Genomic DNA, 22,866 nt, shown 5'->3' with positions numbered 1-22,866 from the left:
GTAAAATTTCGGCCCTTATCCTTTTATCAGCGCGACATTTTTAACCTCTGGCGTCCCCCAGGCTTCCACAATAGCCGAGCTAAAACAGCGAGGATACGTTGGTAGCAGTTGAATCCTTCATAGACAGGCCCCAACCGTTTACAGCCCGGCAAGTACCCAGGCGACCGCCAGCAAATCTGCGCTGCCGCCGGGGCTTAAGCGCCGGGCCATCAGCGCCCTGTCCATTTCAGACAACGCCCCGCTATCCCAGCCGGTAGCCAGCAATCTCATCGCATAATCCTGCACATAACGCAGCCCGGCAATGCCGCCGCGCGACACCAGATTACTGTCGCGGTTAGCGGCCATCAGACGCAGCAACGCATTATGCAGCCGTCGTTCGCCCTGCTCCTGATGCCAGAACGGCAATATCGCGCGACGCACCGTATTAAACCCCCGCTCGGCTTCACCGCGCGCTCCCGTCAGCCCATACTGGCGAAACTGTTTTTCCCCCGCCGTCGTCGCCTGCGGACGCCCGGCCAGTTCACGCGCCACCAGCCCACGGCAGATATCACTGACTTCCCGACAGAGCGCATCAGCGCTGACAAACCGCCCCTGCCCCTGCACACGTCCGGCCACGAAGCAGAGCAGGCCAAGAGAAAAAATACCGCCTTTATGGGTATTCACGCCTCCTGTTGCCGCAAACATCGCTTGCTCACAGGCGATGCCCATCGGACGCAGCAACCTCAGTTGGTCGCTGGCCGCCTTCTGCGCATAAGCCTCTCCGGCCCGGAAAAACTCCGTGAACCACGGCGTAATCGCGGCAATGCTCTTTACAAACAGCGCATGATCCATATCACGGTGCGAACCATTATTCTCCCTGTCCACCAGTCCCGGCTTTGGGGTTAAATCCAGCTCGATGCGCAGCGCCTGCGCAGCAAGCGCAGGCACATCAGTAGTAGAGGATTTAGTCGCGAGCAAAGCAGCCATTAGTTAACCTCTCAACGTGAACCAGTCAGCCTGACGCCCGCTCCCACGGGCATCAGTGTGGTCATTAATTTTCCTCTTTGACCTCGCGGACAACGTCAATAACGCTGCCGTCACGATAGCGGATCACCCCGACGATACGGTCGGTAAAGGCGATCGGTTTCGGCTCGCCGGTCAGGGAGATAGCGCGCTGATACAGGGCTTCGATATCCACAATTTTCAGCCCGGCCGCCAGTAAACGTTCGCGGATATCCGGGCGCGCCGGATTGACGGCAATCCCGTGGTCGGTCACCAGCACGTCAATGCTTTCCCCTGGCGTCAGCAGCGTGGTTACGCGTTTTACCACTGTCGGAATACGGCTGCGCAGCAGCGGCGCGACCACAATCGTCAGGTTTGCCGCAGCGGCAACGTCGCAGTGGCCGCCGGATGCGCCGCGCATGACGCCATCGGAACCGGTGATCACGTTAACGTTAAAGTCGACATCAATTTCCAGCGCGCTAAGGATCACCACATCCAGCTGATCGCAACTGGCGGCTTTACCTGCGGGGTTGGCGTAAACATTGGTGGAGATCTCGACGTGATTCGGGTTACGACGCAACGAAGCCGCCGCTTCGCCGTCGAAACACTGGGTATCAAGCAGCTTTTCGATTAGCCCCTTCTCATGCAGATCCACCAGGCTGCCGGTGATGCCGCCAAGGGCGAAACGGGCTTTCACGCCGTGGCGCTCCATCTTCTCTTCCATAAAACGCGTCGCCGCCGTGGCGGCCGCACCGGAACCGGTTTGCATGGAAAAGCCATCTTTGAAATAGCCCGAGTGCTCGATGACATCCGCCGCGTAACGGGCGATCATCAATTCACGCGGGTTACTGGTGACGCGCGCCGCACCAACGCTGATTTTGGCCGGATCGCCGACGCTTTCCACCTGCACGATCAGATCGACCTGATCCTGCCGCAGGCTGGCTGGCATATTCGGGTATGGCACCAGCTCTTCGGTCAGCAACACCACTTTTTTGGCAAACTGCGCGTCCACCATCGCATAACCCAGCGAACCGCAGGCGGATTTCCCCTGCGTACCGTTGGCGTTACCAAACTCATCGCTGCACGGTACGCCAAGGAACGCGACATCAATGTTCAGCTCACCATCCTGCAACAGTTTCACACGCCCCCCGTGAGAGTGAATCTGAACCGGCTCCGCCATTAAACCGTGAGAGATCGCTTCCGCCAGCTTGCCGCGCATCCCGGAGGTGTAGATCCGCGAGATCACGCCGCTGCGGATATGCGCGATCAACGCGTCATTGCAGGTCATCAGCGAGCTGGAAGCCAGCGTCAGGTTTTTCAATCCCAGCCGCGCCAGCGTCGCCACCACGTTATTGATCACCCGGTCCCCTTCGCGGAAAGCGTGGTGGAATGAAATAGTCATCCCATCTTTCAGGCCGCAACGCGCGATGGCGTCTTCCAGCGAGGCGCACAATTTACGCGTGTGTTTACTGTTTATGTCCGCCAGCCATGGCGTCGCGGTATGTGCGCTCTCAAAGGGTTTTAAATTACGCAGATGGGGAAAATTAACGTGAAGAAGCTCTGTTTGATTCATTGTTCAGTCCTTAACGACGCACGCCGGACGCAGCCGCACGTTCCAGCACCATCTGCGCGTGATTAATAATGGGGGCATCGATCATTTTGCCGTTCAGCGACACCACGCCGAGGCCGTTGCGTTCGCCCTCTTCTGCCGCTTCGATAACTAATTTAGCGTGGTCGACCTCTTGCCGGGTTGGTGCATAAGCGTTATGCAGCAGATCGATCTGGCGAGGGTTAATCAATGATTTACCGTTAAAGCCCATCTTGCGTACCAGCTCGACTTCGCGCAGGAAACCCGCTTCGTCATTAACGTCTGACCACACCACGTCGAAAGCATCAATACCTGCGGCGCGGGCGGCATGCAGCACGGCGCAACGGGCGTAAAACAGCTCCGTACCATCGCCGCGTTCGGTTTGCATATCCATCACGTAGTCGAAAGCGGCCAGCGCGATACCAATCAGGCGCTGAGAACTGCGGGCGATCGCCACCGCGTTTATGACACCGACAGCCGATTCAATCGCCGCCATCACGCGGGTGGAACCCACTTCACGACCGCAGGCCAGTTCAATACGTTCCAGATGGCGTTCCAGTTCGTAGATATCTTCCGGGGTATCGGTTTTCGGCAAACGCACCACATCCACGCCGGCACGCACCACCGCCTCCAGATCCGGCAAGCCAAATGGCGTATTCAGCGGGTTAATACGCACCACCGTTTCAATATCCTGATACATCGGGTGCTGCAATGCATGGAAGACCAGCAGACGCGCGGTATCTTTTTCACGCAGGGCGACCGCATCTTCCAGATCGAACATGATCGAATCCGGGCGATAGATAAAGGCGGTGGAGAGCATGGCGGCGTTAGCGCCTGGCAGGAATAGCATGCTACGACGAAGCTTTTTCATAGCAGTTTCCCCCAGTCGATTTCCGTGGCCTCAGATGCGCGCAGAATAGCGCTTTGCAGACGGGCGCGGATCACGCAATCCAGCGCGCCTTTGTCTTCAATGATGATTAAGCCCTGGTGGACATCCATCGCCCGCAGTGTGGCGTTCACCACCTGGCGGATCTGCTCGCCAAACTGCTTAATTACTTCGCTGCGCACGACGACGTCAAGTTCGCCTTCCGCAGGGGCTATTTTTACCATCAGGTCGCTGGACTCCAGGGTCCCTGCCAGCGCCTCCCTAACAATTTTCATAATAATATTCCTGATTTTTAAGCAACTTCCGCGCTGTAATGGGATTCGAGATGCGCGAAAGTGGTATCCGGTACAATTTCCCGAATACGGGAAAACTGGTGTGTTTTCAGTAAACGCCGCACTTCCGATGCGGAGATGGCGCTGCCGGTGGCTTTGATGCGAGGGATCTCCACCACCTCCACGACGCCCGCCAGCAGTTGATGCATAGTCTGGTTGTACTGGCGGGTGATATCGCAGAACGGCTCGCTACCGATAAAGCGATGCGTAATACCCAGCGCCGGGGCGATATAGTTGCGGAAGATAAGCAGATCGATCTCGCTCCATGCTTGCTGCACTTTTCCGGTCTCTTTCAGGAAATAGGCCGGAAAGGTGGCGCGGGAAATGATGTACTGCGAGCCTTCATGCACGGTGACATTCGTCAGATGCGCCACGCCTGCTTTCACCATCTTTAACCGGGCGGCAAAAGGGAAGAACGAAGCGTCTTCACGCACCACAAACAGATGCAGCCCGTCGCAGGATCGCGCCGCCTGTTCAACCAGATGGCGATGTCCGAGGGTAAAGGGGTTGGCGTTCATCACGATGGCGCCGATCCGTTTTCCCGGCAGGCGTTCAGCCTGCAAAGCGCGGCAGTAACGCTGAATTCCCGTGGGCGTGTTTTCCATCAGAATGGCGTTGTTGCCGCTCTGCGCAATCGGCCAGAAACCGCAGTGCTGAAAGCGCTCCCGGTTGCACGGGCGGGTACACAAGAACAGATGCAGATGACCGCGCGCCAGCGCCAGGTACTCGACTTCCGCCAGCAACTGCGCGCTGAGGTTTTCACCGCGCAGCTGTTCATCCACTGCCACACACTTGATAACGTTGGCGGCAAGGCCAGCACACCCCACCAGCCGGTTTCCCGACCAGGCTTCAACAAACGTGGTGATATCGCTGTCCATACCTAAACCACTGTCTGCCAGCAACGTGCGGACAGCGGCCAGCCGTTGAGTATTGCCGTTGACTTCCGCTACGCGGAAGTCGATGGGAGGTCGTGCTTGCATGGTGTAGCCTTCGTCCTTAGTGCGCCGTCGTCAGCGCGTGGGCTGGCGCATCGATAATCACATTGCTGAGGTGGCCGATATGTTCGATTTCCACTTCAATGCGATCGCCCGCTTTCATAAACAGCGGCGGATTGCGTTTTTTACCCACGCCGCCCGGCGAACCGGTGATAATCACATCCCCTGGCGTCAGACTGGTGAACGTGCTGATGTACTCGATAAGTTCGGCCACCTTGTGGATCATGCTGGCGGTGTTGTCATCCTGGACCATGCGGCCATTCAGCCAGGTGCGGATGGCGAGCGCATGCGGATCCGGGATCTCATCGGCGGTGGTCATCCACGGGCCGAACGCGCCGGTCTGCCGCCAGTTTTTACCGGCAGTAAACCAGGTGTGCTGCCAGTCGCGCGCCGAGCCATCCATATAGCAGCTGTAACCGGCCACATGGCTTAACGCCGTCTCGCGGGAGATGTCCTCGCCGCCTTTACCGATGATCACCGCCAGTTCGCCTTCGTAATCGAACTCACTGGAGTGACGCGGCTTTAGCACCGGCGCGTTGTGCCCGGTTTGCGAGTCGGCAAAGCGCACAAACAGCGTCGGCGCCGGGTTGTGTTGATCAAACTCTTTGCGCTTTTCGGCATAGTTCATACCCACGCAAAGAATTTTCCCTGGGTTTTCGATCACCGGCAGAAATTCGAGATCGTCAAAGCGGATATCCGGCGTTTCGCCAGCTAACCGTTGCGCCTCATTCAGCGCGCCGGCGGCGAGCAGTGATTTCAGATCGCCATAGTGGTTGCCAAGACGCTGCCCCAGATTGATCATGCCATCAGCCTTGACGATGCCGTAACTACGACTCCCCTGATGGATAAAGCTTGCGAGTTTCATATCAGTTCCTGTAATGCTTAATCAGACGAGGAAATTGCCAAGGATCAGCAGCGATACCGACACGTTGATCGCCCCACCAATGCGGGTAGCAATCTGTGCAAATGGCATCAGGCTCATGCGGTTGCCCGCGGTCAGAATGGCAACATCCCCTGTACCGCCCTGACCGCTCTGGCAGCAGGAAACGATAGCCACATCAATAGGATGCATGCCGATCTTTTTACCTACGAAGAAGCCAGTCGCAACCAGTGCGGAAACGGTACTCACGATCACCAGCAGATTGTCGATGGTGAAAGCGTGAACCAGCTCTTCCCACGGCGTAATCGCCACGCCAACGGCGAAGAGAATGGGATAGGTGACCGAAGTCTGGAAGAATTTGTACACCACCTGAGAACCTTCCAGCAGACGCGGAGAGACGCCGTGCGCCAGCTTGATCAGCACAGCGACGAACAGCATGCCAACCGGCGCCGGGAGGCCAATCAATTTGTGGCCGAGCATACCAATCATATACAGCAGTACCGCCAGCAGCGCGCCCGCCGCGATAGTGGTGACGTCAGTTTTTCCAGAGTATGCCGGCGCCGCCGAAACCTGAGCGTCGCCGTTATCACGGTTCGGCATCAATTGGCCTTCCCCCGTCAGATGCGGGAAGCGTTTACCCAGTTGATTCAGGCAACCGGAGATAATGATGGCGGTCAGGCTGCCGAGCATCACCATCGGTAAGACACGCCCCAACGCAACGCCCTGATCCATATGCAGAATGGTGGCATAGCCAATGGACAGCGGAATCGCGCCTTCCCCCACGCCCCCGGCCATGATCGGCAGTATAATAAAGAAGAAGATCTGGAACGGCTCCATACCGAGCGCCAGGCCAACCCCCATACCCACCAGCATGCCGACAATTTCACCGCACAACATGGGGAAAAATATACGCAGGAAACCCTGAATCAGGGTGGTGCGGTTCATGCTCATGATGCTGCCGACAATGATGCAGCAGATATAGAGATAGAGGATGTTGGTGGATTTATAGAATTTGGTCGTGGATTCCACAACGACGTCCGGCAGTAGCCCATAATAGACCATCGCCGACGGAATGAAGGTCGCGCAGATCGCCGCCGCCCCCAGTTTACCGACAATGGGCAGGCGCTTACCAAACTCGCCGCAGGCAAAGCCAAAAAATGCCAGTGTGGCGACCATCACCACAATATCACTGGGCAGTTTGCCGCCAAGACAGTCGATGGCAATCAGCGCGCCAGCCAACAGGAATAACGGCAGCGGAATAATCCCGACCTTCCAGCTATCCATAATGTGCCACCACCTGTCCTTAAGTGATCTTTTTTGAATCGTCAGCGATTCAGAGGTAACAGAAAATGAATCGTCAGTTGTGCTCATAATTAAGCCCCTTGGTTATTTTGTGCCGACAGAGTAAAGGGCTAAAGGCTCATTAAATGTGAGATTCGGCATAATAAATTTAGAGTTTTAATGGTACCTATGGCTTTTATGGTTTCTTTTATTTTATGTGATTTACACCTTAATTATTGTCGTGGTTTTTATGGTTTTTTAAAAAAGAAACACAAGTTAATAACATTCCCCAAAAAGAATATTTAACAGGTCATTTATTTAGCGCAAATGCTTGCTGTGCAAGGGATCACAGCTTTCCAGCAAACTACGTACAGCAGCAAAAAAAGATGGTACATTGGCGAATCGTTAGCTGCTGTGCGTACCGTCATGAGAGTATCTTTTCAAATTAAACTTTTTATTTCGCTGGTGTTGTTCTTCTCCGGCCTCTTCGTTCTATTGGGCGTTTATTATTATCAGGACATGAGTCGCCAGCTATACCAGGAAATGAGCGCCAGAGCAAAAATTCAGGCTGAGGAAATAGCGATTATTCCGAGCCTGCGCCAGAGCGTGGCGAAAAAAGATATTCCAGCCATCAGCCAATTTATGCAAAAGCTCGTAATACATAGCGATGCCAGTTTTATTGTCATTGGTGATAATAAAGGGCTGCATCTATTTCATTCCGTCGATCCTGACATGGTGGGGAAAAAACTGGTGGGCGGCGACAACGCGGACGTTTTACAGGGGAAAAGCATCACCACGATCCGTAAAGGCGGTTTAGGCATTTCCCTGCGCAGTAAAACGCCCATTTTTGACGATAACGGCCACGTGGTGGGTATTGTGTCGGTAGGATATCTGACCAGCTATCTCGAAACCATTACCCTTGGCAAAGCGATCAATATCTTTATTGCGGCCATATTGCTGCTGATCGCACTGTTTGTCTTTTCGTGGTATTTCACCCGCGGGATTAAAAAGCAGATCTTCTCGCTGGAACCGCGCGAAATCGGCCTGCTGGTGCGCCAGCAAAAAGCGCTGATGGAGTCCATTTATGAAGGCGTGATCGCCGTCGACAGCGAGCTGCGCATTGAGGTGATCAACCAGGCCGCGCGCAAGCTTCTTGGCTTAAGCCAGCCTGCCCGCGCGCTGCGTGGGCAGGCCATTAATGAAGTAATCACCCCTGTGCCTTTTTTCACGCGCTCGCTGATGTTGCAAAACGACACTCACGATGAGATTTGCCGCTTCAACGCGTTAACGGTGATCGCCAGTCGGGTGCGCATTATGCTGGAAGAGACGTTACAGGGCTGGGTGATCACTTTCCGCGATCGCAACGAAATCGACACCCTGAGCGCGCAGCTCAGTCAGGTGAAACGCTATGTGGATAATCTGCGCATTATGCGCCATGAGCAGCTTAACCGCATGGCTACGCTCTCCGGCCTGCTGCATATGGCGCGTTACGACGAAGCAATACGCTATATCCAGGCGCACTCAGAGCATGCGCAAGAGCTGCTGGACTTTATCTCGTCGCGCTTTAGCTCGCCAACGTTATGTGGGCTACTGGTAGGTAAAGCGGCGCGCGCCCGTGAAAAAGGCGTCGAACTGGCGTTTGACCCGCTGTGCCGGATGGCGAAACCCTGCCGGTCACTGGGGGAAGCGGAACTGATTTCAAGTATCGGCAACCTGCTGGACAATGCCATTGAAGCAACCCAGAGCGCTGCCCCGCCGCACGCGCCGGTGGAAGTGCTGATCCTGCTCAATGAGCGAGAGCTGATCATTGAAGTGGCGGATCATGGCATCGGTATCGATCCGGCAATCCGTGAACGTATCTTTGAGCGCGGAATAACCACCAAACGCGGGGGCGATCATGGCATCGGCCTGTATCTGATCGCCAGCTATGTTACGCAGGCTGGTGGATCGATTGAAGTCTCCAGCAACGCGCCTCACGGGACGATTTTTTCTTTGTTTATACCTGAAACGGGCAACATACCGCGCCCCGTAACGACCCTGGAAGATCAGAACTATGCAACATGAATTAATAGACGTGCTGATAGTCGAAGATGAAAACGCGCTTGCGCAGCTTCATGCAGAACTGATCGGCAAACATCCACGCCTGCGGCTGGTCGGCATTGCCTCGTCGCTGGACGAAACGCGGGCATTACTGAGCAGCACGCACCCACAACTGGTGTTGCTGGATAACTACCTGCCGGACGGTAAAGGCATTACGTTGATTAGCGATCCGCTTATTGCCCACACCAACTGCTCGGTGATTTTTATTACCGCCGCCAGCGACATGGATACCTGTAGCCTGGCCATTCGCAATGGCGCATTCGACTACATTCTCAAACCCGTCTCCTGGAAGCGATTAAGCCAGTCGCTGGAACGTTTTGTACAGTTTGCCGAGCAGCAGCGGGTATGGAAAGTCGTCGACCAGAAAAACGTCGACTCCCTCTATCAACTGCAGGCCAGGAACTACCGCCAGGATAACGGCAGCAAAGGGATTGAAGAGAATACGCTGGCGCTGGTGCAAAAGCTATTTACCGACGAGACGGAACGCTGCTTTTCCGTGGATGAAGTGGTTCATGAAACGGGGCTGAGTAAAACCACAACCCGTCGCTACCTGGAACACTGCGTGGATGCCGGTTTTCTGGTCGTCGAGATGCAATACGGCAAAATTGGCCATCCACGTCGTATGTACCGGCGGGTGATGACGTGAGTTGCCCGTCACGTCGTTATCCTCGTCGGCCAATAAAAATATGCCCCTGACAAAGCGCGCCAAGGAGACCACTCATCCTCACGGAACCCTGTCGTCCGGGCCAGTATACATTCTGACACCGTCATGATGCTGGTCACCGTCTTTTTTCAATACAGAATAGCGGTTCATTGACGATCTGGCCGGCGCTACCACCGTGCCATAGCAGCCGTTAGTGGCTTCTGAACTGAGCGTGATGTCTGACACTGTTTTTGAGTCAGACAGCGTGAATGGCTGTACTTGCGGTGTGAACGCAACACCGGTTGCCGGGATGCGCCGTCTGACCTCGCTGCCATCCGTGAAGCGAATATCGACATTCAGGGGCGCATTCAGTATCACGCCATTCTGTTTCAGCGGACCTTCATCATCCGTCCTCTGGAACAGGCTCAGCGTAAGCGCGCCGTGATAGCGGTTTAACGATGGCAGCGTCTGCTTCACGACGCTCCCTTGTCTGATTTGACAGACCGGTTGCCAGGGCGCCGGCGCCGGCGGACTGACAGCCCGGTTGAGCGGGATATTCACCTGAGCAGGGCAGGTAAATTTCTCAATCTGATGTTTTGCGTTAAAGGTCACCGGAAACCAGTAGGTTGATGAAATGGCCTGGCTGTTGTCACCGTGAACCACCCGCCCTTTCGGCGCATAGCTCGCCGGACCGGTGCGGTATCCCCAGATGGCGCTGAGAATGACCGGGCCGGATAAGGAAGGCAGCGTGTCCGCCCCCTTGTTTTGCCCTGTGCAGCCATCCTGTGTCAGGAGCGAACCCATTTTCAGTTCGTCGCCGGTCTCGCCCTGTTCATTGGTCCATCCGGACGTGACCGACGAAGAGTACAGATAGCGGATCGGCACCTGGCAGTTGCCACAGGTCGGCCCACCGGTGATATACCAGTATCCGTTATGCGTGAATAAGCCGACGGCTTCAAAATCGGCCGCCTTGAGAATACGGGTCGCGCTCCCCGCGACGGTGCCGGTCAGTTCCGGGGTCAACGCCTGTATCCAGAGATCCCACAAAGGTTTATGGCCTCCCGGCGAGGTTTTATCGAACTGACCGGAAAACACATCCGTGACAATATAAGCCTTGCCTTCAGGCGAGATCGTAATATCAAAATCATGAGCCAGATGGGGGCCCGTTGCGATTTTCGGCTGGCTCCATGGCCCCGCGGGGGAATCGGCCAGAGCATAATAGAGCCCGCCGGTTCTGGCAAAATTATCGCCCGCCTTAAACCACATCACATATTTTTTCAGCGGCTGGCTCCACAGAACATGTGGTTTTGCAGCGCTTTCCCGAATGCCTTCCGGCTGATATAGCCCCTGAAATGTCCAGTTCGTCATATCCGGAGAAGAATACGCGGCCAGCCCGCACTGGCCGGCATTTTTCACGGGAGACAATTTTTCTGCCCCCCCTTTCCCCGGAATGCTGCCGCTGAACATCACCAGTTTTCCGCAGCCCCATTTTTCGGCATACATCCAGTATTGATCGTTAAAGTAGGCGACTGAGGCGGCATGTTCTTCCACCGCATTGCCGGCAACATCCAGATGCAGCACCGGCGCACCATATTTTAATGGCGCATGGGGGGACGGCGGTAAACCATCCTGGCCCTGAAGAACATCCCGTGGGGCGAAATTGAAGAGGGTTGCCTGGCCCGGAACGGTTGCGGGCAAACCTGATGAATCTGCGTGCGCGAGTGGGATGATAGACAACAACAAGCAAAGTACCGTTCCTTTGTGCATTACAGTTTCACCATATGAATAATATTACGCCCGGTAACCACCGGATTGATTGTGGCTATCCCTGGCTTACCTACGATAAGTGTATCTTTATCATGCTTTATATTTCCGAATGTCAGCGCCAGTGATATAAAACATTAACCGGGAGAGCAATCACTGGCCGGCAATTTTGTGGCCGCCCATAACGGGCTAAAAAACCACCGCCGGGCAGTACCGTGGCGAAGACGAACAGCGTGGGGCGACACGAATGCCCCCTGCCCAATGCCGGACAATCAGACGCAAATCTGCGTAATACGCGCGTTGTGGCGCGTCGGCATACTGAATATCTGCCGATGCAATCCGCGCATACGGAAAATACCGTGCTGTATGCCGGGATACCCTGACGAGAGCCCTTGCACAGGACGCTACCATGATGTTGAACCAAAAAGAACGGCAACCGGCGTATTTCTTTCTGCTGTGCCGGGCGGCATCCCTTGCGGGTACGTTCGTCGGGCTCGGCTGGCTACTGGTCTTTATACTGGTTGGCTACTGGTCTCTGGCATTTGCCCTTCTGGGACTGGGGGTGGCCATCCTGCCCTGCTGGCTGCTGGCCCGTCGGGGAAATTTTTCCGCCGGACTGCTGGCAGCCCAGTTGGTTTGTCTGCTTTTTGTCTGCCTCTTTAGCCTCCTTTTCGATATCCCGAATAAAGAGGTTCTCCGAACGACCCATCTCTATCTCCTGGTCATTGCCCTGGTCGGATATATCAACTACCAGAGAATCCCGTCACGCCAGCAGGCCGGGATGATCATAGCCAGCCTGCTGATGTTCGTGGTGTTCTGCAGTAGCAGGCTGGTCTTTCCGTTTGCCATCCCTATGCCGACAGCGTTCCGGGAGATCAGTTCATGGGTAAATGCCATGATGGTTACCGTCATGCTGGGTGGCGGAATGGCTGCCCTGCAGGCGGATTTTTCCCGTCAGACAGATATCGGAAGACAACTTCGTCGGGCACTGAAACAGAATGAATTTGTCCTCTACTATCAGTTACAGGTCAGCGCCGACGGTGGATTTACCGGCGCTGAAGCCTTACTGCGGTGGCAACATCCCGAGAAAGGGCTACTCTCTCCCGATTTTTTCCTTCCGGATGCACAGCGAGCCGGTCTGATGCCGCTGATTGGCGAATGGGTGCTCCGGGAAGCCTGTTTCCGGCTTACACAATGGCAAAGCCGGCCGGAAATGGCGCGCCTGACTCTGGCCGTGAATTTTACGGCGGACCATATTCTGGAGACTGATTTTACGGAAAATGTCATCGAGACGGTGGTGTCCGCCGGGGTCAATCCATCACAGCTTAAATTCGAACTGACGGAAAGCGTGTTTGCCACCGATATGCCGGTTGTGGTGACCACAATGGAGACACTGGCTGCTTCAGGTTTCCGTTTTGCACTGGATGACTTTGGCACCGGCTTTTCTTCCCTGAGTTATCTTCGACAGTTGCCGCTGGAACAGATAAAAATTGACCGTAGCTTTGTAAAAGCCGTCCTGGGAGGAGAAAAAGGGAGAGTCATTGCCCGCAATATCATCCGGATGGGGCGAGAACTGCAGTTGCAGGTGCTGGCCGAAGGGATAGAAGAAGAAGCGCAGTGGTTGATCATGAAGACCCTCGGATGTGATGCCTTTCAGGGGTATTATTTCGCGCGGCCCTTAAGTGCGCCCGATTTTGAGAAAATGTTCAGCAGCGGAGAACAGCCTGAACGGTCTGACCTCGCTGACCAGCTTTTGCAGACATAAAAAAGCGCTCCTCCGCCTGATGCCGGTCAGTTAAGGGCCATTCACCGGTATTCATCCCAGACTTACCGCATGGGGATTGGGCGCATCAGGAAACCAGGCGAGAACGCAAACGCCCATCCAGGACGGGCCGCCTGGATGGCGGTCAGCGCTTCCGGGCGGCAAATGCAGCGGAAGACAACATCGATGACTCGCTGAACCGATCGGCATTCGCCTCTCCGCTACTAACATTACCTGCACAACGTCCAAATACGCCATGCTCTGCGAGCACCATATTGCAAACCGGTTTCCATGCCACGACCATTCCGGCTGCCCGGCGTTCAGTAACGACTATCTGATTCCCTCCAGCCCCTCGCCATTACCGATTGCCCTTAAAAACACTTAGCAATATTTCATTACACCTTTTCATCCACTGATACGGAACGACGGCCCGTCAGTACCGCCTGCGGTCGCCGAAAAATCGCAGATTTATGCTGAAAGCAGGCGCAATAGTGGCGCCGGACAAGAGAAATTATCCCGTCATCATTATTGCCGACGCCGCCAGGCGGCGATTTTAGCGGCTTCCCTTTGTTAAGAAATGTAAATGATATTTATTTGTATTTACACCATCAATTAGATCAATTCATAATAATAAATATTTATCAATAGGATATTACTTATAGGGAGTAAAAATGATTAAAAAAATGTTAATACCTCTTTTAGCGACGACAACCGCCCCTTCCGTGCTGGCAGCAGAAACGGACGACGTTATGGTAGTCACCGCCTCCGGGTATGAACAGAAACTGCGTGAAGCCGCTGCCAGTATTACGGTTATCAGTCAGCAGGAACTCAGCCAGCGCAATTACACCGACCTCGCCTCCGCCCTCAGTGACGTGGAAGGGGTAGACATCAACAGCACAACCGGTAAAACCGGGGGGCTTGATATCAGTATTCGCGGCATGTCCGGCAGTTACACCCTGATTCTGGTGGACGGGATACGCCAAAACGGAACCTCGGACGTTACGCCCAATGGTTTTGGCGCAATGAACACCAGCTTTATGCCTCCCATGTCCGCGATCGAACGTATCGAAATCATCCGTGGCCCCATGTCCACACTCTACGGCTCGGATGCGATGGGCGGTGTTGTGAATATCATCACCAAAAAAATCGCCCCGGAATGGTCCGGAACCGCCACTCTCGAACATACCTTCCAGGAAGATACGACCTACGGGGACAATTCAAAATTCTCACTCTATTCCAGCGGCGCGCTAATAGAGAACAAACTGGGGCTGGCCTTGCGCGGCAATATCTTCCGTCGCGAGGCATCGCATGTGGAATCTTCCACAACCGGCAGCGAACTCAGTAACCGTGGCCCGAACCCGGTCAAATCGGAAAACTATACCCTGGGCAGCAAGCTGCTCTGGCAGGTCGACGACAAGAACATACTCTGGCTGGACGGCGAAATTGCTAATCAGACATACGACAACAAGAATAACCAACTGGGTACTATTGGTTCTTCCGGAGGATATGAAGACACTCTGCGTTATCAGCGCCGAAAACTGACCCTTGGCAGCGATAATTACCTGAGTTTCGGTACTCTCAACTCAACGCTCTCCTGGAACAGAACCGAGAATAAAGGACGCCTGATCACGACATCCTCTGTTCCTGCCGCTTCCGGACTGGCCGGTGAAAAACGGGAGCTGAAAAATACCAATATCATTCTGGATTCAAAACTGGTCGCCCCGCTGGGGGACAGCCATCTGCTGACGGTAGGCGGCCAGTACTGGAATGCGCGCATGAAGGACGGCATTGTCCTTGCCAACGGTGGCGACGAATTTAAACAGGATTCATGGTCCTTATTCAGCGAGGACGAATGGCGTTTACTGGAGCCTCTGGCGCTGACCTACGGCGCCCGCTATGAATATCAGGAAACCTTTGGCAGTCATGTCAGCCCGAGGGCTTATCTGGTATGGGATGCCCTTGACGAGATCACCGTGAAAGGCGGCGTGAGTACCGGATATAAGACCCCCTCGCTGGCGCAACAGCACAATGGGATAAGCGGCGTGACCGGCCAGGGCACCATCAACACCATCGGCAATCCAAATCTCAAGCCAGAAGAAAGCGTCAATACCGAATTAGGCGTCTATTACGAAAACCACAGTGGATTCAGCGCCAATGCCACCCTGTTCCACAACCGCTTCAAAAATAAAATCAGCAGTGAAACAATTGACAGCTCGACCAGCACTTATACCAACGTGGGTAAATCAATTACCCAGGGTCTTGAGCTGGGTACCTCGGTCCCGCTGTGGTCTGATGACTGGTCGCTGAATATGAACTACACCTTCACCGACAGCGAGCAGAAAGACGGCAATAACAAAGGTGCGGCATTAACCAACACGCCAAAACATATGGCAAACGCCCGGTTAAACTGGAACGTAAACGAGAAGTTTTCTACGTGGCTGAAAGTGGAATACCGGAGTAAAACCGCACGCTTTACGCAAAACTACGACAACCTGAGCGCAGCCAATAAAGTGGTGTATGACAACCTTGGTGGCTATTTCAAATCCTGGACCGTCTACAACCTGGGCGGCTCTTATAAAGTCTCGAAAGACGTCACCCTGAACGGCGCGGTGAATAACCTGTTCGACAAGGACTTTACCCGGACGCATGTCTTCCCTGTGAACGGCGGCACCACCACGGCGGGCGATTACTTCACCTCATCCCAGAGCACCACGGGCTATGTGGTCCCAGGGCGTAACTACTGGGTTTCGGTTAATGTGAATTTCTGACGGAATCGATCCACGTTTCTCTCGCCCGCCGCCAGTAGCGACGGGCGAGAGATCGGTGATATCGTCGCGATCAATCAAAGACAGGATCTTCGCGCCGCCCGACGGCGCGAAACAGCATCATTACAGCGACTTCGCCAGGCGCTCCACGGCGGTCATCAGGCCATCCTCTGACACCGTAGAGTAAGACAGACGCAACGTGCGCGTATCCGGGTCATCGTTATAGAAGGCTTCGCCGGGCACGTAGACCACGCCGTTTTCCAGCGTTTTCTTCATCCATTCCATCGTATCAAACGGATAACGGAAGCGAGCCCACAGGAACATGCCGCCTTTCGGGCGACTAAATTCAAGATGCTCTCCAAGGCGCGATTCCAGCGCATCGGCCAGCGCCACGCACTTCTTGCGATAATCTTCGCGGATCAGGGCAATCTGACTTTCCAGACGATTCATGCTCAGGTATTCCGCCGTGATCACCTGCGACAACATATTGGTATGCAGATCCGCCGCCTGTTTGACGATCACCGTCTGCTGCGCCAGCCAGTCCGGCATCACGATCCAGCCGATACGCATACCCGGCGCGAGGATCTTAGAGAAGGTGGAGGTGTACACCACCTGATCCTCACATCCCAGCTCAACCGCGTAGTGATACAGCGGACGGCGAACTTCATCGGTGAAGCTGATTTCGCCATACGGATCATCTTCGATAATGACAAAATCGTGCTTCTTCGCCAGCTCAACCAGACGACGACGACGCGCTTCGCTGAGGGTTTTACCGCCGGGGTTGCCGAAGGTCGGCACCAGGTAAACGGCTTTCACGCGGGTGGTTTCCAGCAGGTCGGCCAGTTGTTCCACCAGCATGCCGTCATCATCGGTATCGACGCTGAGAATATTGGCCTGCGCCAGCTGGAATACCTGCAGCGCCGCCAGATAGGTCGGACGTTCAACGACGATCGCGTCGCCCGGATCGAGCAGCGTACGGGCAACGATATCCAGCGATTGTTGCGAACCGGAAGTGATATAGACATGACTTGCCGCACAGGCAACGCCGCGCGCCTGACACAGTTCGCTGACGGCCTGACGCAGCGGCGGATAACCTTCGGTCAAACCGTACTGGAACGCATCGTTAAAACGCCCGTTCATCACCTGCTGCACCGCGAGGTTCAGGCCTTCGGTATCAAACAGCTCCGGGGCCGGAATACCGCCGCCCAGAGAGATCACCCCGGGCAACTTGCTGTGCTTAAGGAGTTCGCGGACGGCAGAGGGCTTAAGCTCCCCCGCGCGGGCGGCGAGTCGCCGATCGTGCATACTATTTTCCTTTTCTGTCTTGTTTTTGTGATTTGTTATCTGTTTTTACCGAAACGCCCCGGTCACGCGATGTTCACCGGGAACGTTGCTTTTTGCGCCCGGATCCGGCGTTAGCGTGAATGACTATCGCTGTCTTTTATCACGATTAACGGTTCGATATCGCTCTCTTTTTTGACCACCAGCGAATCATCGCCGCGCAGACAAGTACCGCCATAGCTACCACCGACGGTAAAGGTGCAAACCTGGATATATTTGCCATCCACTTTAGGCAGACACCACAGCTGCTGATAAATATTTTTGCGATCGACAAACCGCCCGCTGGTTTTATCCAGCACTTCCTCCTGCGGACTAATCAGGTCGATATTATCGCCACAACGGCCTGAGATGGGCTTCACCGCATAGCCACTTTCCGCCAGTTTCTCGTTGACCACAAAATCGGTATCCAACAAATAGCGATGATTCGGAAACAGCGACCATAGCACCGGCAGAATCGCCTTGTTACCGGGGATGACCGTCCACAGCGGCTCAAACACTAAGACTTCCGGGCGCAGCAGGACATCAATCAGACGCACCTCATTATTGGGGTTGCCGGTACGGATCGGGACCGCCGCATACTCGTCGGCGCTGACTTCACGCACCTGCTCAATGGCGGTTTCCCACGCCCAGGTTTTCCATACGCAGTTGACCAGCCGACCATCAACATCAATCAATTGCCCGGCGGCATCCCACCGCAGTTCATCAAGACCGTACACAATTTTGCTCTCAAAACCGGCCTCGGTCAGCGAACGCTGGATAAACATGGCATGATAATTCTCCTCCAGATCCCTGTCCTGCATAATATGCACGAAAGGCCGCGCCTGACTGTGCTTCCAGGCGCCGGTCAGCTCATCCAGCAGATTTTCCGCCGGGTTGTGTCCGCTACCGCAATACCCCTGTTTCAGCCACTGTTCGAGGATCAGGCCGCCCTCAGTATGGCAGGACGCGGAATCCGCATTGTATTCATAAACCTTAAGCCCGCGCGCATCCATACAGAAATCCATCCGACCGGTAATCATATGATGCCGACGGCGCTGCCACGAGAGGCGCAGACGCGGCCAGAGGATTTTCGGAATATCAAACAGCGCCAGCAGACTATCATCCTTCATCACCTTATCGGTGGCGTGCAGATACATCAAATGCAGCTCATTGGTCGCTTTGATAAGTTCCTGCTCTGCGCTTTCAGTCATGGTGAAATACTGATACGGATCTTTATTGATAACGTGGCCATTGGCTGCTACATAGGCTTTTTGCAATAAATCGTGCTCATTAAGCCAGTTGCCGCGGAACTGGCCTTTATTCGGCAAACGCGCCCCTTTGATTGTCATCGCGTCACCCGGTACAACCGGCTGCGGGAGGCTATGCTCAGTATCGGCGGTTTGGATCATCCAGCCGAGTATTTCGGTATCGGCAAAGGTGTCTTTAATTGTGTAAATGCCGTTTTTCACCACCAGCGTCAGCTCGCGGGTCCACTGCTGGCCCTGCGGCAACGGCGAGTGAATCACATTCTGTTCAGCAACCCTGACCTTATTCCCCACCAGTTGAGTAATCACCGCCACGTGGCCGGTATGCTTAAATTCGCCCCCTTTCTGCCAAATCAGCAACGAACCGGCAACTGGCGGGCGACGGCAACCGTTGGCAAAAGCCTGTAACGGCAGAATATTGTCATTGACCACTTCGCGCAGAAAACGCAGGGAGAAGATTTCGTAGGCCATGCCGACATCGGTGAAAACAAAACCGTAGGTGAGGAACAAGAAACGGCGCGCAAACTCCACGCACTGCCACTTATGTCCCATATATTCATTACCGATATAGCTACGGAACGTGGCGTCATCCGGATAATCTTGCGGGTTTAAGCTACTGTAATTCGAAGAATAAATCGCTACGCCGCCCGGTGCGTAGCCTAATAGTGTACCAAACGGGGCGTCACTGCTTGTCGAACCTTTGCTCATTTAGCCTGACCTCAATTAATGCAGCCCGGGCAGTTGGCGGAACAAAACTCCCTCTTCTTATCCTGCCGCAGGCACTTACCAGACAGAGGTCGTATGATGATACCACTCATTCGATTCGCTAATCGTGCGCTTAAAGAAAATAAACCTGCACCTTCAGGCAAAAGTGATATCGTTATTTGAGATAAAAAAACCATCAGGAACCGACAATGAGCACACCTTCACATTTGACTGCCCAACCGCTGGTCTGGGGCCATGGCCCACGCACCTTCGAGGTCTTCCTTGAACCCACCTGCCCTTTCTCGGTGCGCGCCTTTAATAAGCTTGATGCACTGCTGGAAGAGGTCGGCGCGGATAACGTGACGGTTAAAATTCGCCTTCAGTCCCAGCCCTGGCACCTGTTTTCCGGTGTCATCGTGCGCTGTATTCTCGCCGCCTCCACGCTGCCCCACGGCCGCGAGCAGGCGCACAAAGTGCTTAAAGCCGTCGCTGACCATCGCGAGGAATTTGAGTTTACCGACCACTGTAGCGGGCCGAATATGGACGTCACGCCGCAGCAAATTATTGAGCGTATCGAACGCTATAGCCACGTTTCTCTGGCGGAGGCGTTTGCCCGTCCGGAGCTGCAAAACGCGATCAAATGGCACTGCAAGTACGCCCGCCAGAACGGCATTCATGTGTCGCCGACCTTTATGGTTAACGGTCTGGTGCATGCAGATCTCGGCAGCGGGGATGATATCAGCGTGTGGGCCGCGCGGATTATGGCGTAAACAGGCCAGCCCCGCGTCTGATGCGGGTGAGTTAAGGTGCCCAGCATTAGGGCTTTTGATAACTCTCAGCTTCCGGGCAGTCGCAGATTGAGCGCGGGCTCACCGCAGGGGGGTTGGGCGCATCAGGAAACCTGGCGAGAACGCAGGCGCGCATCCAGGACTGGCCGCCAGGACGGCGGCCAGAGGGCGGGTCGAGACAGGGACAAAATTGCCGGGAGCAATTTTGAACAGCGCTTGCGCTGGCCCTGGAAGGGCGAGTCCCACCCGGTCCGTCAGATGAAGCCGGAGTGAAGCGGAGCGCGCAGCGGCAGGTTTCAGCGCCATGCCGGGGGTCCAGGGGGACGAGCGAAACGTCCCCCTGGCCGTTCACACGCAGCGGGTATAACGAACACCCTCAGATTGACAGTGAACGGAACAGGCCACTGACCAACATTCCCCGAAAAAGCATTCACTCTGGCAATGTAACAGTATAAAAACTCGATGATCCGCTTAACTGACTAACATGACTCCCGCCCCGGGAAAACAAAAAATACATATCTGGAACGGGGGAGCATAATGTGAATACGCCTCATACTGTTAACCCCATCTGATAGCACCTGCTACACTCCCTCAATGACTTCACGAAAAAGGCAGGTCAACATGTCAGAGAATAGCTACCAACCTCCTAAAGTATGGCAATGGAAGCAAAACAACGGCGGCACATTCGCCAATATCAACCGTCCCGTCTCCGGCGCCACGCATGACCAGGCGCTCCCCGTGGGCACACATCCTCTTCAGCTTTATTCGCTGGGGACGCCCAACGGCCAGAAAGTCACCATCATGCTGGAAGAGTTGCTGGCGTTAGGCATTAGCGGCGCGGAATATGACGCCTGGCTGATTCGCATCGGCGAAGGCGATCAGTTCTCCAGTGGTTTTGTCGACGTTAACCCTAACTCGAAAATCCCCGCCCTCCGGGACCACTCCACCACCCCGCCAACCCGCGTTTTTGAATCCGGCAACATCCTGCTCTACCTTGCGGAAAAGTTTGGTTTCTTCCTGCCGAAAGATCCGGCAGGCCGCACCGAAACCCTCAACTGGCTGTTCTGGCTGCAGGGCTCCGCCCCGTTCCTTGGCGGCGGATTCGGTCACTTTTTCAACTATGCGCCGGTAAAAATCGAATACGCGATCGATCGCTTTACGATGGAAGCCAAACGTCAACTTGACGTACTGGACAAGCAGCTCGCCCGTGGTCGTTTTGTCGCAGGGGAAGAGTACAGCATTGCCGATATGGCCATCTGGCCATGGTATGGCAACGTGGTGCTGGGGAATGTTTACAACGCCGCAGAATTCCTTGATACCGGCAGCTACAAAAACGTGCTGCGCTGGGCGCAGGATGTTGGCAATCGTCCGGCCGTTCAGCGTGGACGCATCGTTAACCGCACTTCCGGCCCGCTCAATGAGCAGCTCCACGAGCGCCATGCCGCCAGCGATTTCGAGACGCAAACTGAAGATAAGCGCCAGGCGTAGCCCCTTACCAGCCGGAGGCGTTTGCCTCCGGTTCTCAGCGTCCTGGCCGGTACTGGTATCCCGCCATAAAGTAGCGTACCGCGGTACACGAACTTCCCTCTCTAAAGAAGTCCATCACCATATCTTTGTCCAGACCATAACGACGAGTAAGTACCCCCGCTTCCCAGGCGCTAAGCTGACGGTCGCCGGTTTTTTCAAACATACGGTGTGAATAACCCAGAACAAATCCGCGTTTATAGTCAGAGCAAAAATTTTCCGCATATCTGGCGGAATCAGCATGTGACGCCTGCAGCCCTGCCATTAAGCCTTTACCAAAATGGTTTTCCATCGCACTCTCCTATCGATATATAAAAAATTATATAGCGATTTTTTGAGCAAGCGGTAGCGCTATTTCAGCCTCACGCGTTAGCGTAAATACTTCTCAAACCAGCCCAGCGTACGCTGCCAGGCCAGATCGGCGGCGGCCTGATCATAACGCGGCGTGGAGTCGTTATGAAAACCATGGTTAACGCCCTGATAAATATAAGCCTCATAGACTTTATTATGTTCTTTGAGCGCCTTTTCATAGGCCGGCCATCCTTCATTGATTACACGATCCAGACCGGCATAATGCAGCAACAGCGGCGCGTTGATTTTATCGACTTCATTCAGCGGCGGCTGGCGACCGTAAAACGGTACCGCGCAGGCCAGCTCTGGAATGGCCACCGCAGCCGCATTACAGACGCCGCCACCGTAGCAAAAGCCGGTAATGCCGACTTTTCCCGTCGCCTGCGGATGCTTCGCCATAAATGCCACTGCGGCAAAAAAATCATTCATCAGCTTCACAGGATCGACGTTCTGCTGTAGCGCTCGCCCTTCATCATCATTGCCCGGATAGCCGCCGACGGAGCTCAGTCCATCCGGCGCCAGCGCAATATAGCCCGCTTTCGCGACCCGCCGGGCAACATCTTCAATATAGGGATTGAGGCCGCGGTTCTCATGTACCACCACCACTGCAGGCGCTTTATCGGTTATTTTCGTCGGCGTCACCAGATATGCCCGCACGTCACCGTGACCGTCAGGAGAAGGATAGTGAATATATTCCGGACGGATATCCGGGTCGGTAAACGCCACCTGTTGCGCCAGAGCATAGTTAGGCTTCAGCAGATTAAACAGCGCCAGCGCGGTCATCCCGCCTACCGCGTATTTCCCGGCTAGCTGAATAAACTCGCGTTTGCTGATTTTGCCGTGGGCATAGTAGTCATAATACGCCAGCAACTCTTGCGGAAAATCGTTGGCCGTCAGTCGCGTCATCGCGTTTCCTCCATCATTAAGCACCCCTTT

The 22,866-nt window shown here is 54.8% G+C and carries 18 protein-coding genes and 1 pseudogene; 6 read left to right on the top strand and 13 right to left on the bottom strand.

The window, feature by feature from the left end; translation table 11 throughout:
* Positions 1-138 precede the first annotated feature (138 nt).
* The 7 genes from citG to FE839_RS20095 form a co-directional block, all read right to left on the bottom strand.
* Positions 139-966: a triphosphoribosyl-dephospho-CoA synthase CitG gene (gene citG / locus FE839_RS20125; RefSeq protein WP_138362550.1), complete on the bottom strand. Its 828-nt coding sequence runs from the start codon at positions 964-966 to the stop codon at positions 139-141.
* A gap of 64 nt (positions 967-1,030) precedes the next feature.
* Positions 1,031-2,554 carry a citrate lyase subunit alpha gene (gene citF, locus FE839_RS20120; RefSeq protein WP_138362549.1) on the bottom strand — a complete coding sequence of 508 codons (1,524 nt, stop codon included), beginning with the start codon at positions 2,552-2,554 and terminating at the stop codon, positions 1,031-1,033.
* A 10-nt stretch (positions 2,555-2,564) separates the two neighbouring features.
* The gene (gene citE, locus FE839_RS20115; RefSeq protein WP_138362548.1) at positions 2,565-3,440 is read right to left on the bottom strand and encodes a citrate (pro-3S)-lyase subunit beta; all 876 of its coding nucleotides are present in this window, start codon (positions 3,438-3,440) and stop codon (positions 2,565-2,567) included.
* Positions 3,437-3,730, bottom strand: coding sequence for a citrate lyase acyl carrier protein (gene citD, locus FE839_RS20110; protein ID WP_138362547.1), 294 nt, complete (start codon positions 3,728-3,730; stop codon positions 3,437-3,439). The genes citE and citD overlap by 4 nt, the downstream gene beginning before the upstream one ends.
* A 17-nt stretch (positions 3,731-3,747) precedes the next feature.
* Positions 3,748-4,767 carry a [citrate (pro-3S)-lyase] ligase gene (gene citC / locus FE839_RS20105; RefSeq protein ID WP_138362546.1) on the bottom strand — a complete coding sequence of 340 codons (1,020 nt, stop codon included), beginning with the start codon at positions 4,765-4,767 and terminating at the stop codon, positions 3,748-3,750.
* A gap of 16 nt (positions 4,768-4,783) precedes the next feature.
* Positions 4,784-5,647 carry a fumarylacetoacetate hydrolase family protein gene (locus tag FE839_RS20100; protein WP_138362545.1) on the bottom strand — a complete coding sequence of 288 codons (864 nt, stop codon included), beginning with the start codon at positions 5,645-5,647 and terminating at the stop codon, positions 4,784-4,786.
* A gap of 21 nt (positions 5,648-5,668) precedes the next feature.
* On the bottom strand, positions 5,669-7,033 hold the full coding sequence (locus FE839_RS20095; protein ID WP_138362544.1) for a 2-hydroxycarboxylate transporter family protein: 1,365 nt from the start codon (positions 7,031-7,033) through the stop codon (positions 5,669-5,671).
* A gap of 336 nt (positions 7,034-7,369) precedes the next feature.
* On the opposite strand from FE839_RS20095, the gene FE839_RS20090 reads away from it, so the two are divergent.
* Both FE839_RS20090 and FE839_RS20085 read left to right on the top strand, forming a co-directional pair.
* Entirely contained in the window at positions 7,370-9,007 is a 1,638-nt protein-coding gene (locus tag FE839_RS20090) for an ATP-binding protein (protein ID WP_138362543.1), read from the top strand.
* Positions 8,997-9,689 (top strand): response regulator, encoded by a 693-nt coding sequence (locus FE839_RS20085; protein ID WP_138362542.1) that lies wholly within the window; start codon positions 8,997-8,999, stop codon positions 9,687-9,689. The genes FE839_RS20090 and FE839_RS20085 overlap by 11 nt, the downstream gene beginning before the upstream one ends.
* 78 nt (positions 9,690-9,767) lie before the next feature.
* Here the strand turns inward: FE839_RS20085 and FE839_RS20080 are convergent, their stop codons facing one another.
* Positions 9,768-11,453: a family 43 glycosylhydrolase gene (locus tag FE839_RS20080; protein WP_138362541.1), complete on the bottom strand. Its 1,686-nt coding sequence runs from the start codon at positions 11,451-11,453 to the stop codon at positions 9,768-9,770.
* A 406-nt stretch (positions 11,454-11,859) separates the two neighbouring features.
* Here FE839_RS20080 and FE839_RS20075 point away from each other — a divergent pair, with 406 nt between their 5' ends.
* Together FE839_RS20075 and FE839_RS20070 are read left to right on the top strand one after the other, a co-directional pair.
* Complete coding sequence (locus FE839_RS20075; protein ID WP_138362540.1) at positions 11,860-13,215, top strand: putative bifunctional diguanylate cyclase/phosphodiesterase; 1,356 nt, start codon at positions 11,860-11,862, stop codon at positions 13,213-13,215.
* Positions 13,216-13,895: 680 nt separating this feature from the next.
* Positions 13,896-15,980 (top strand): TonB-dependent receptor, encoded by a 2,085-nt coding sequence (locus FE839_RS20070; RefSeq protein WP_241675652.1) that lies wholly within the window; start codon positions 13,896-13,898, stop codon positions 15,978-15,980.
* Positions 15,981-16,100: 120 nt separating this feature from the next.
* Here FE839_RS20070 and FE839_RS20065 read toward each other — a convergent pair whose 3' ends face one another.
* From FE839_RS20065 to FE839_RS25040, 3 genes and pseudogenes are all read right to left on the bottom strand, one after another.
* Positions 16,101-17,282, bottom strand: a complete 1,182-nt coding sequence (locus FE839_RS20065; protein ID WP_138362538.1) for an aminotransferase-like domain-containing protein — start codon at positions 17,280-17,282, stop codon at positions 16,101-16,103.
* A gap of 110 nt (positions 17,283-17,392) precedes the next feature.
* Complete coding sequence (gss, locus tag FE839_RS20060) at positions 17,393-19,270, bottom strand: bifunctional glutathionylspermidine amidase/synthase (protein ID WP_138362537.1); 1,878 nt, start codon at positions 19,268-19,270, stop codon at positions 17,393-17,395.
* Between the two features lie 75 nt (positions 19,271-19,345).
* Positions 19,346-19,477, bottom strand: a pseudogene (locus FE839_RS25040) (hypothetical protein).
* On the opposite strand from FE839_RS25040, the gene FE839_RS20055 reads away from it, so the two are divergent.
* Positions 19,477-20,037, top strand: coding sequence for a DsbA family protein (locus FE839_RS20055; RefSeq protein WP_138362536.1), 561 nt, complete (start codon positions 19,477-19,479; stop codon positions 20,035-20,037). The pseudogene FE839_RS25040 and the gene FE839_RS20055 sit on opposite strands and share 1 nt — an antisense overlap.
* Before the next feature lie 639 nt (positions 20,038-20,676).
* The gene (yghU, locus tag FE839_RS20050; protein ID WP_138362535.1) at positions 20,677-21,543 is read left to right on the top strand and encodes a glutathione-dependent disulfide-bond oxidoreductase; all 867 of its coding nucleotides are present in this window, start codon (positions 20,677-20,679) and stop codon (positions 21,541-21,543) included.
* 34 nt (positions 21,544-21,577) lie between these two features.
* Here the strand turns inward: yghU and FE839_RS20045 are convergent, their stop codons facing one another.
* Positions 21,578-21,871: a DUF2623 family protein gene (locus tag FE839_RS20045; protein WP_138362534.1), complete on the bottom strand. Its 294-nt coding sequence runs from the start codon at positions 21,869-21,871 to the stop codon at positions 21,578-21,580.
* Positions 21,872-21,948: 77 nt separating this feature from the next.
* Complete coding sequence (gene yghX / locus FE839_RS20040) at positions 21,949-22,836, bottom strand: YghX family hydrolase (RefSeq protein WP_138362533.1); 888 nt, start codon at positions 22,834-22,836, stop codon at positions 21,949-21,951.
* Positions 22,837-22,866: the final 30 nt, after the last annotated feature.

The organism is Klebsiella indica, from assembly GCF_005860775.1.
Taxonomy (GTDB): Bacteria; Pseudomonadota; Gammaproteobacteria; order Enterobacterales; family Enterobacteriaceae; genus Klebsiella; species Klebsiella indica.
Note: the sequence above shows the minus strand (reverse complement) of the source record. Positions and strands in the feature narration are given on the sequence as shown.

What these genes read in the sequence shown, in the direction of transcription:
- FE839_RS20070 (WP_241675652.1), top strand. Translation starts at nt 13,896, where the DNA reads ATGTTAATACCTCTTTTAGCGACGACAACCGCCCCTTCCGTGCTGGCA.
- yghU (WP_138362535.1), top strand. Translation starts at nt 20,677, where the DNA reads ATGTCAGAGAATAGCTACCAACCTCCTAAAGTATGGCAATGGAAGCAA.
- FE839_RS20075 (WP_138362540.1), top strand. Translation starts at nt 11,860, where the DNA reads ATGATGTTGAACCAAAAAGAACGGCAACCGGCGTATTTCTTTCTGCTG.
- FE839_RS20085 (WP_138362542.1), top strand. Translation starts at nt 8,997, where the DNA reads ATGCAACATGAATTAATAGACGTGCTGATAGTCGAAGATGAAAACGCG.
- yghX (WP_138362533.1), bottom strand. Translation starts at nt 22,836, where the DNA reads ATGACGCGACTGACGGCCAACGATTTTCCGCAAGAGTTGCTGGCGTAT.
- citD (WP_138362547.1), bottom strand. Translation starts at nt 3,730, where the DNA reads ATGAAAATTGTTAGGGAGGCGCTGGCAGGGACCCTGGAGTCCAGCGAC.
- FE839_RS20100 (WP_138362545.1), bottom strand. Translation starts at nt 5,647, where the DNA reads ATGAAACTCGCAAGCTTTATCCATCAGGGGAGTCGTAGTTACGGCATC.
- citE (WP_138362548.1), bottom strand. Translation starts at nt 3,440, where the DNA reads ATGAAAAAGCTTCGTCGTAGCATGCTATTCCTGCCAGGCGCTAACGCC.
- FE839_RS20065 (WP_138362538.1), bottom strand. Translation starts at nt 17,282, where the DNA reads ATGCACGATCGGCGACTCGCCGCCCGCGCGGGGGAGCTTAAGCCCTCT.
- FE839_RS20080 (WP_138362541.1), bottom strand. Translation starts at nt 11,453, where the DNA reads ATGCACAAAGGAACGGTACTTTGCTTGTTGTTGTCTATCATCCCACTC.
- FE839_RS20055 (WP_138362536.1), top strand. Translation starts at nt 19,477, where the DNA reads ATGAGCACACCTTCACATTTGACTGCCCAACCGCTGGTCTGGGGCCAT.
- citF (WP_138362549.1), bottom strand. Translation starts at nt 2,554, where the DNA reads ATGAATCAAACAGAGCTTCTTCACGTTAATTTTCCCCATCTGCGTAAT.
- FE839_RS20090 (WP_138362543.1), top strand. Translation starts at nt 7,370, where the DNA reads ATGAGAGTATCTTTTCAAATTAAACTTTTTATTTCGCTGGTGTTGTTC.
- FE839_RS20095 (WP_138362544.1), bottom strand. Translation starts at nt 7,033, where the DNA reads ATGAGCACAACTGACGATTCATTTTCTGTTACCTCTGAATCGCTGACG.
- FE839_RS20045 (WP_138362534.1), bottom strand. Translation starts at nt 21,871, where the DNA reads ATGGAAAACCATTTTGGTAAAGGCTTAATGGCAGGGCTGCAGGCGTCA.
- gss (WP_138362537.1), bottom strand. Translation starts at nt 19,270, where the DNA reads ATGAGCAAAGGTTCGACAAGCAGTGACGCCCCGTTTGGTACACTATTA.
- citC (WP_138362546.1), bottom strand. Translation starts at nt 4,767, where the DNA reads ATGCAAGCACGACCTCCCATCGACTTCCGCGTAGCGGAAGTCAACGGC.
- citG (WP_138362550.1), bottom strand. Translation starts at nt 966, where the DNA reads ATGGCTGCTTTGCTCGCGACTAAATCCTCTACTACTGATGTGCCTGCG.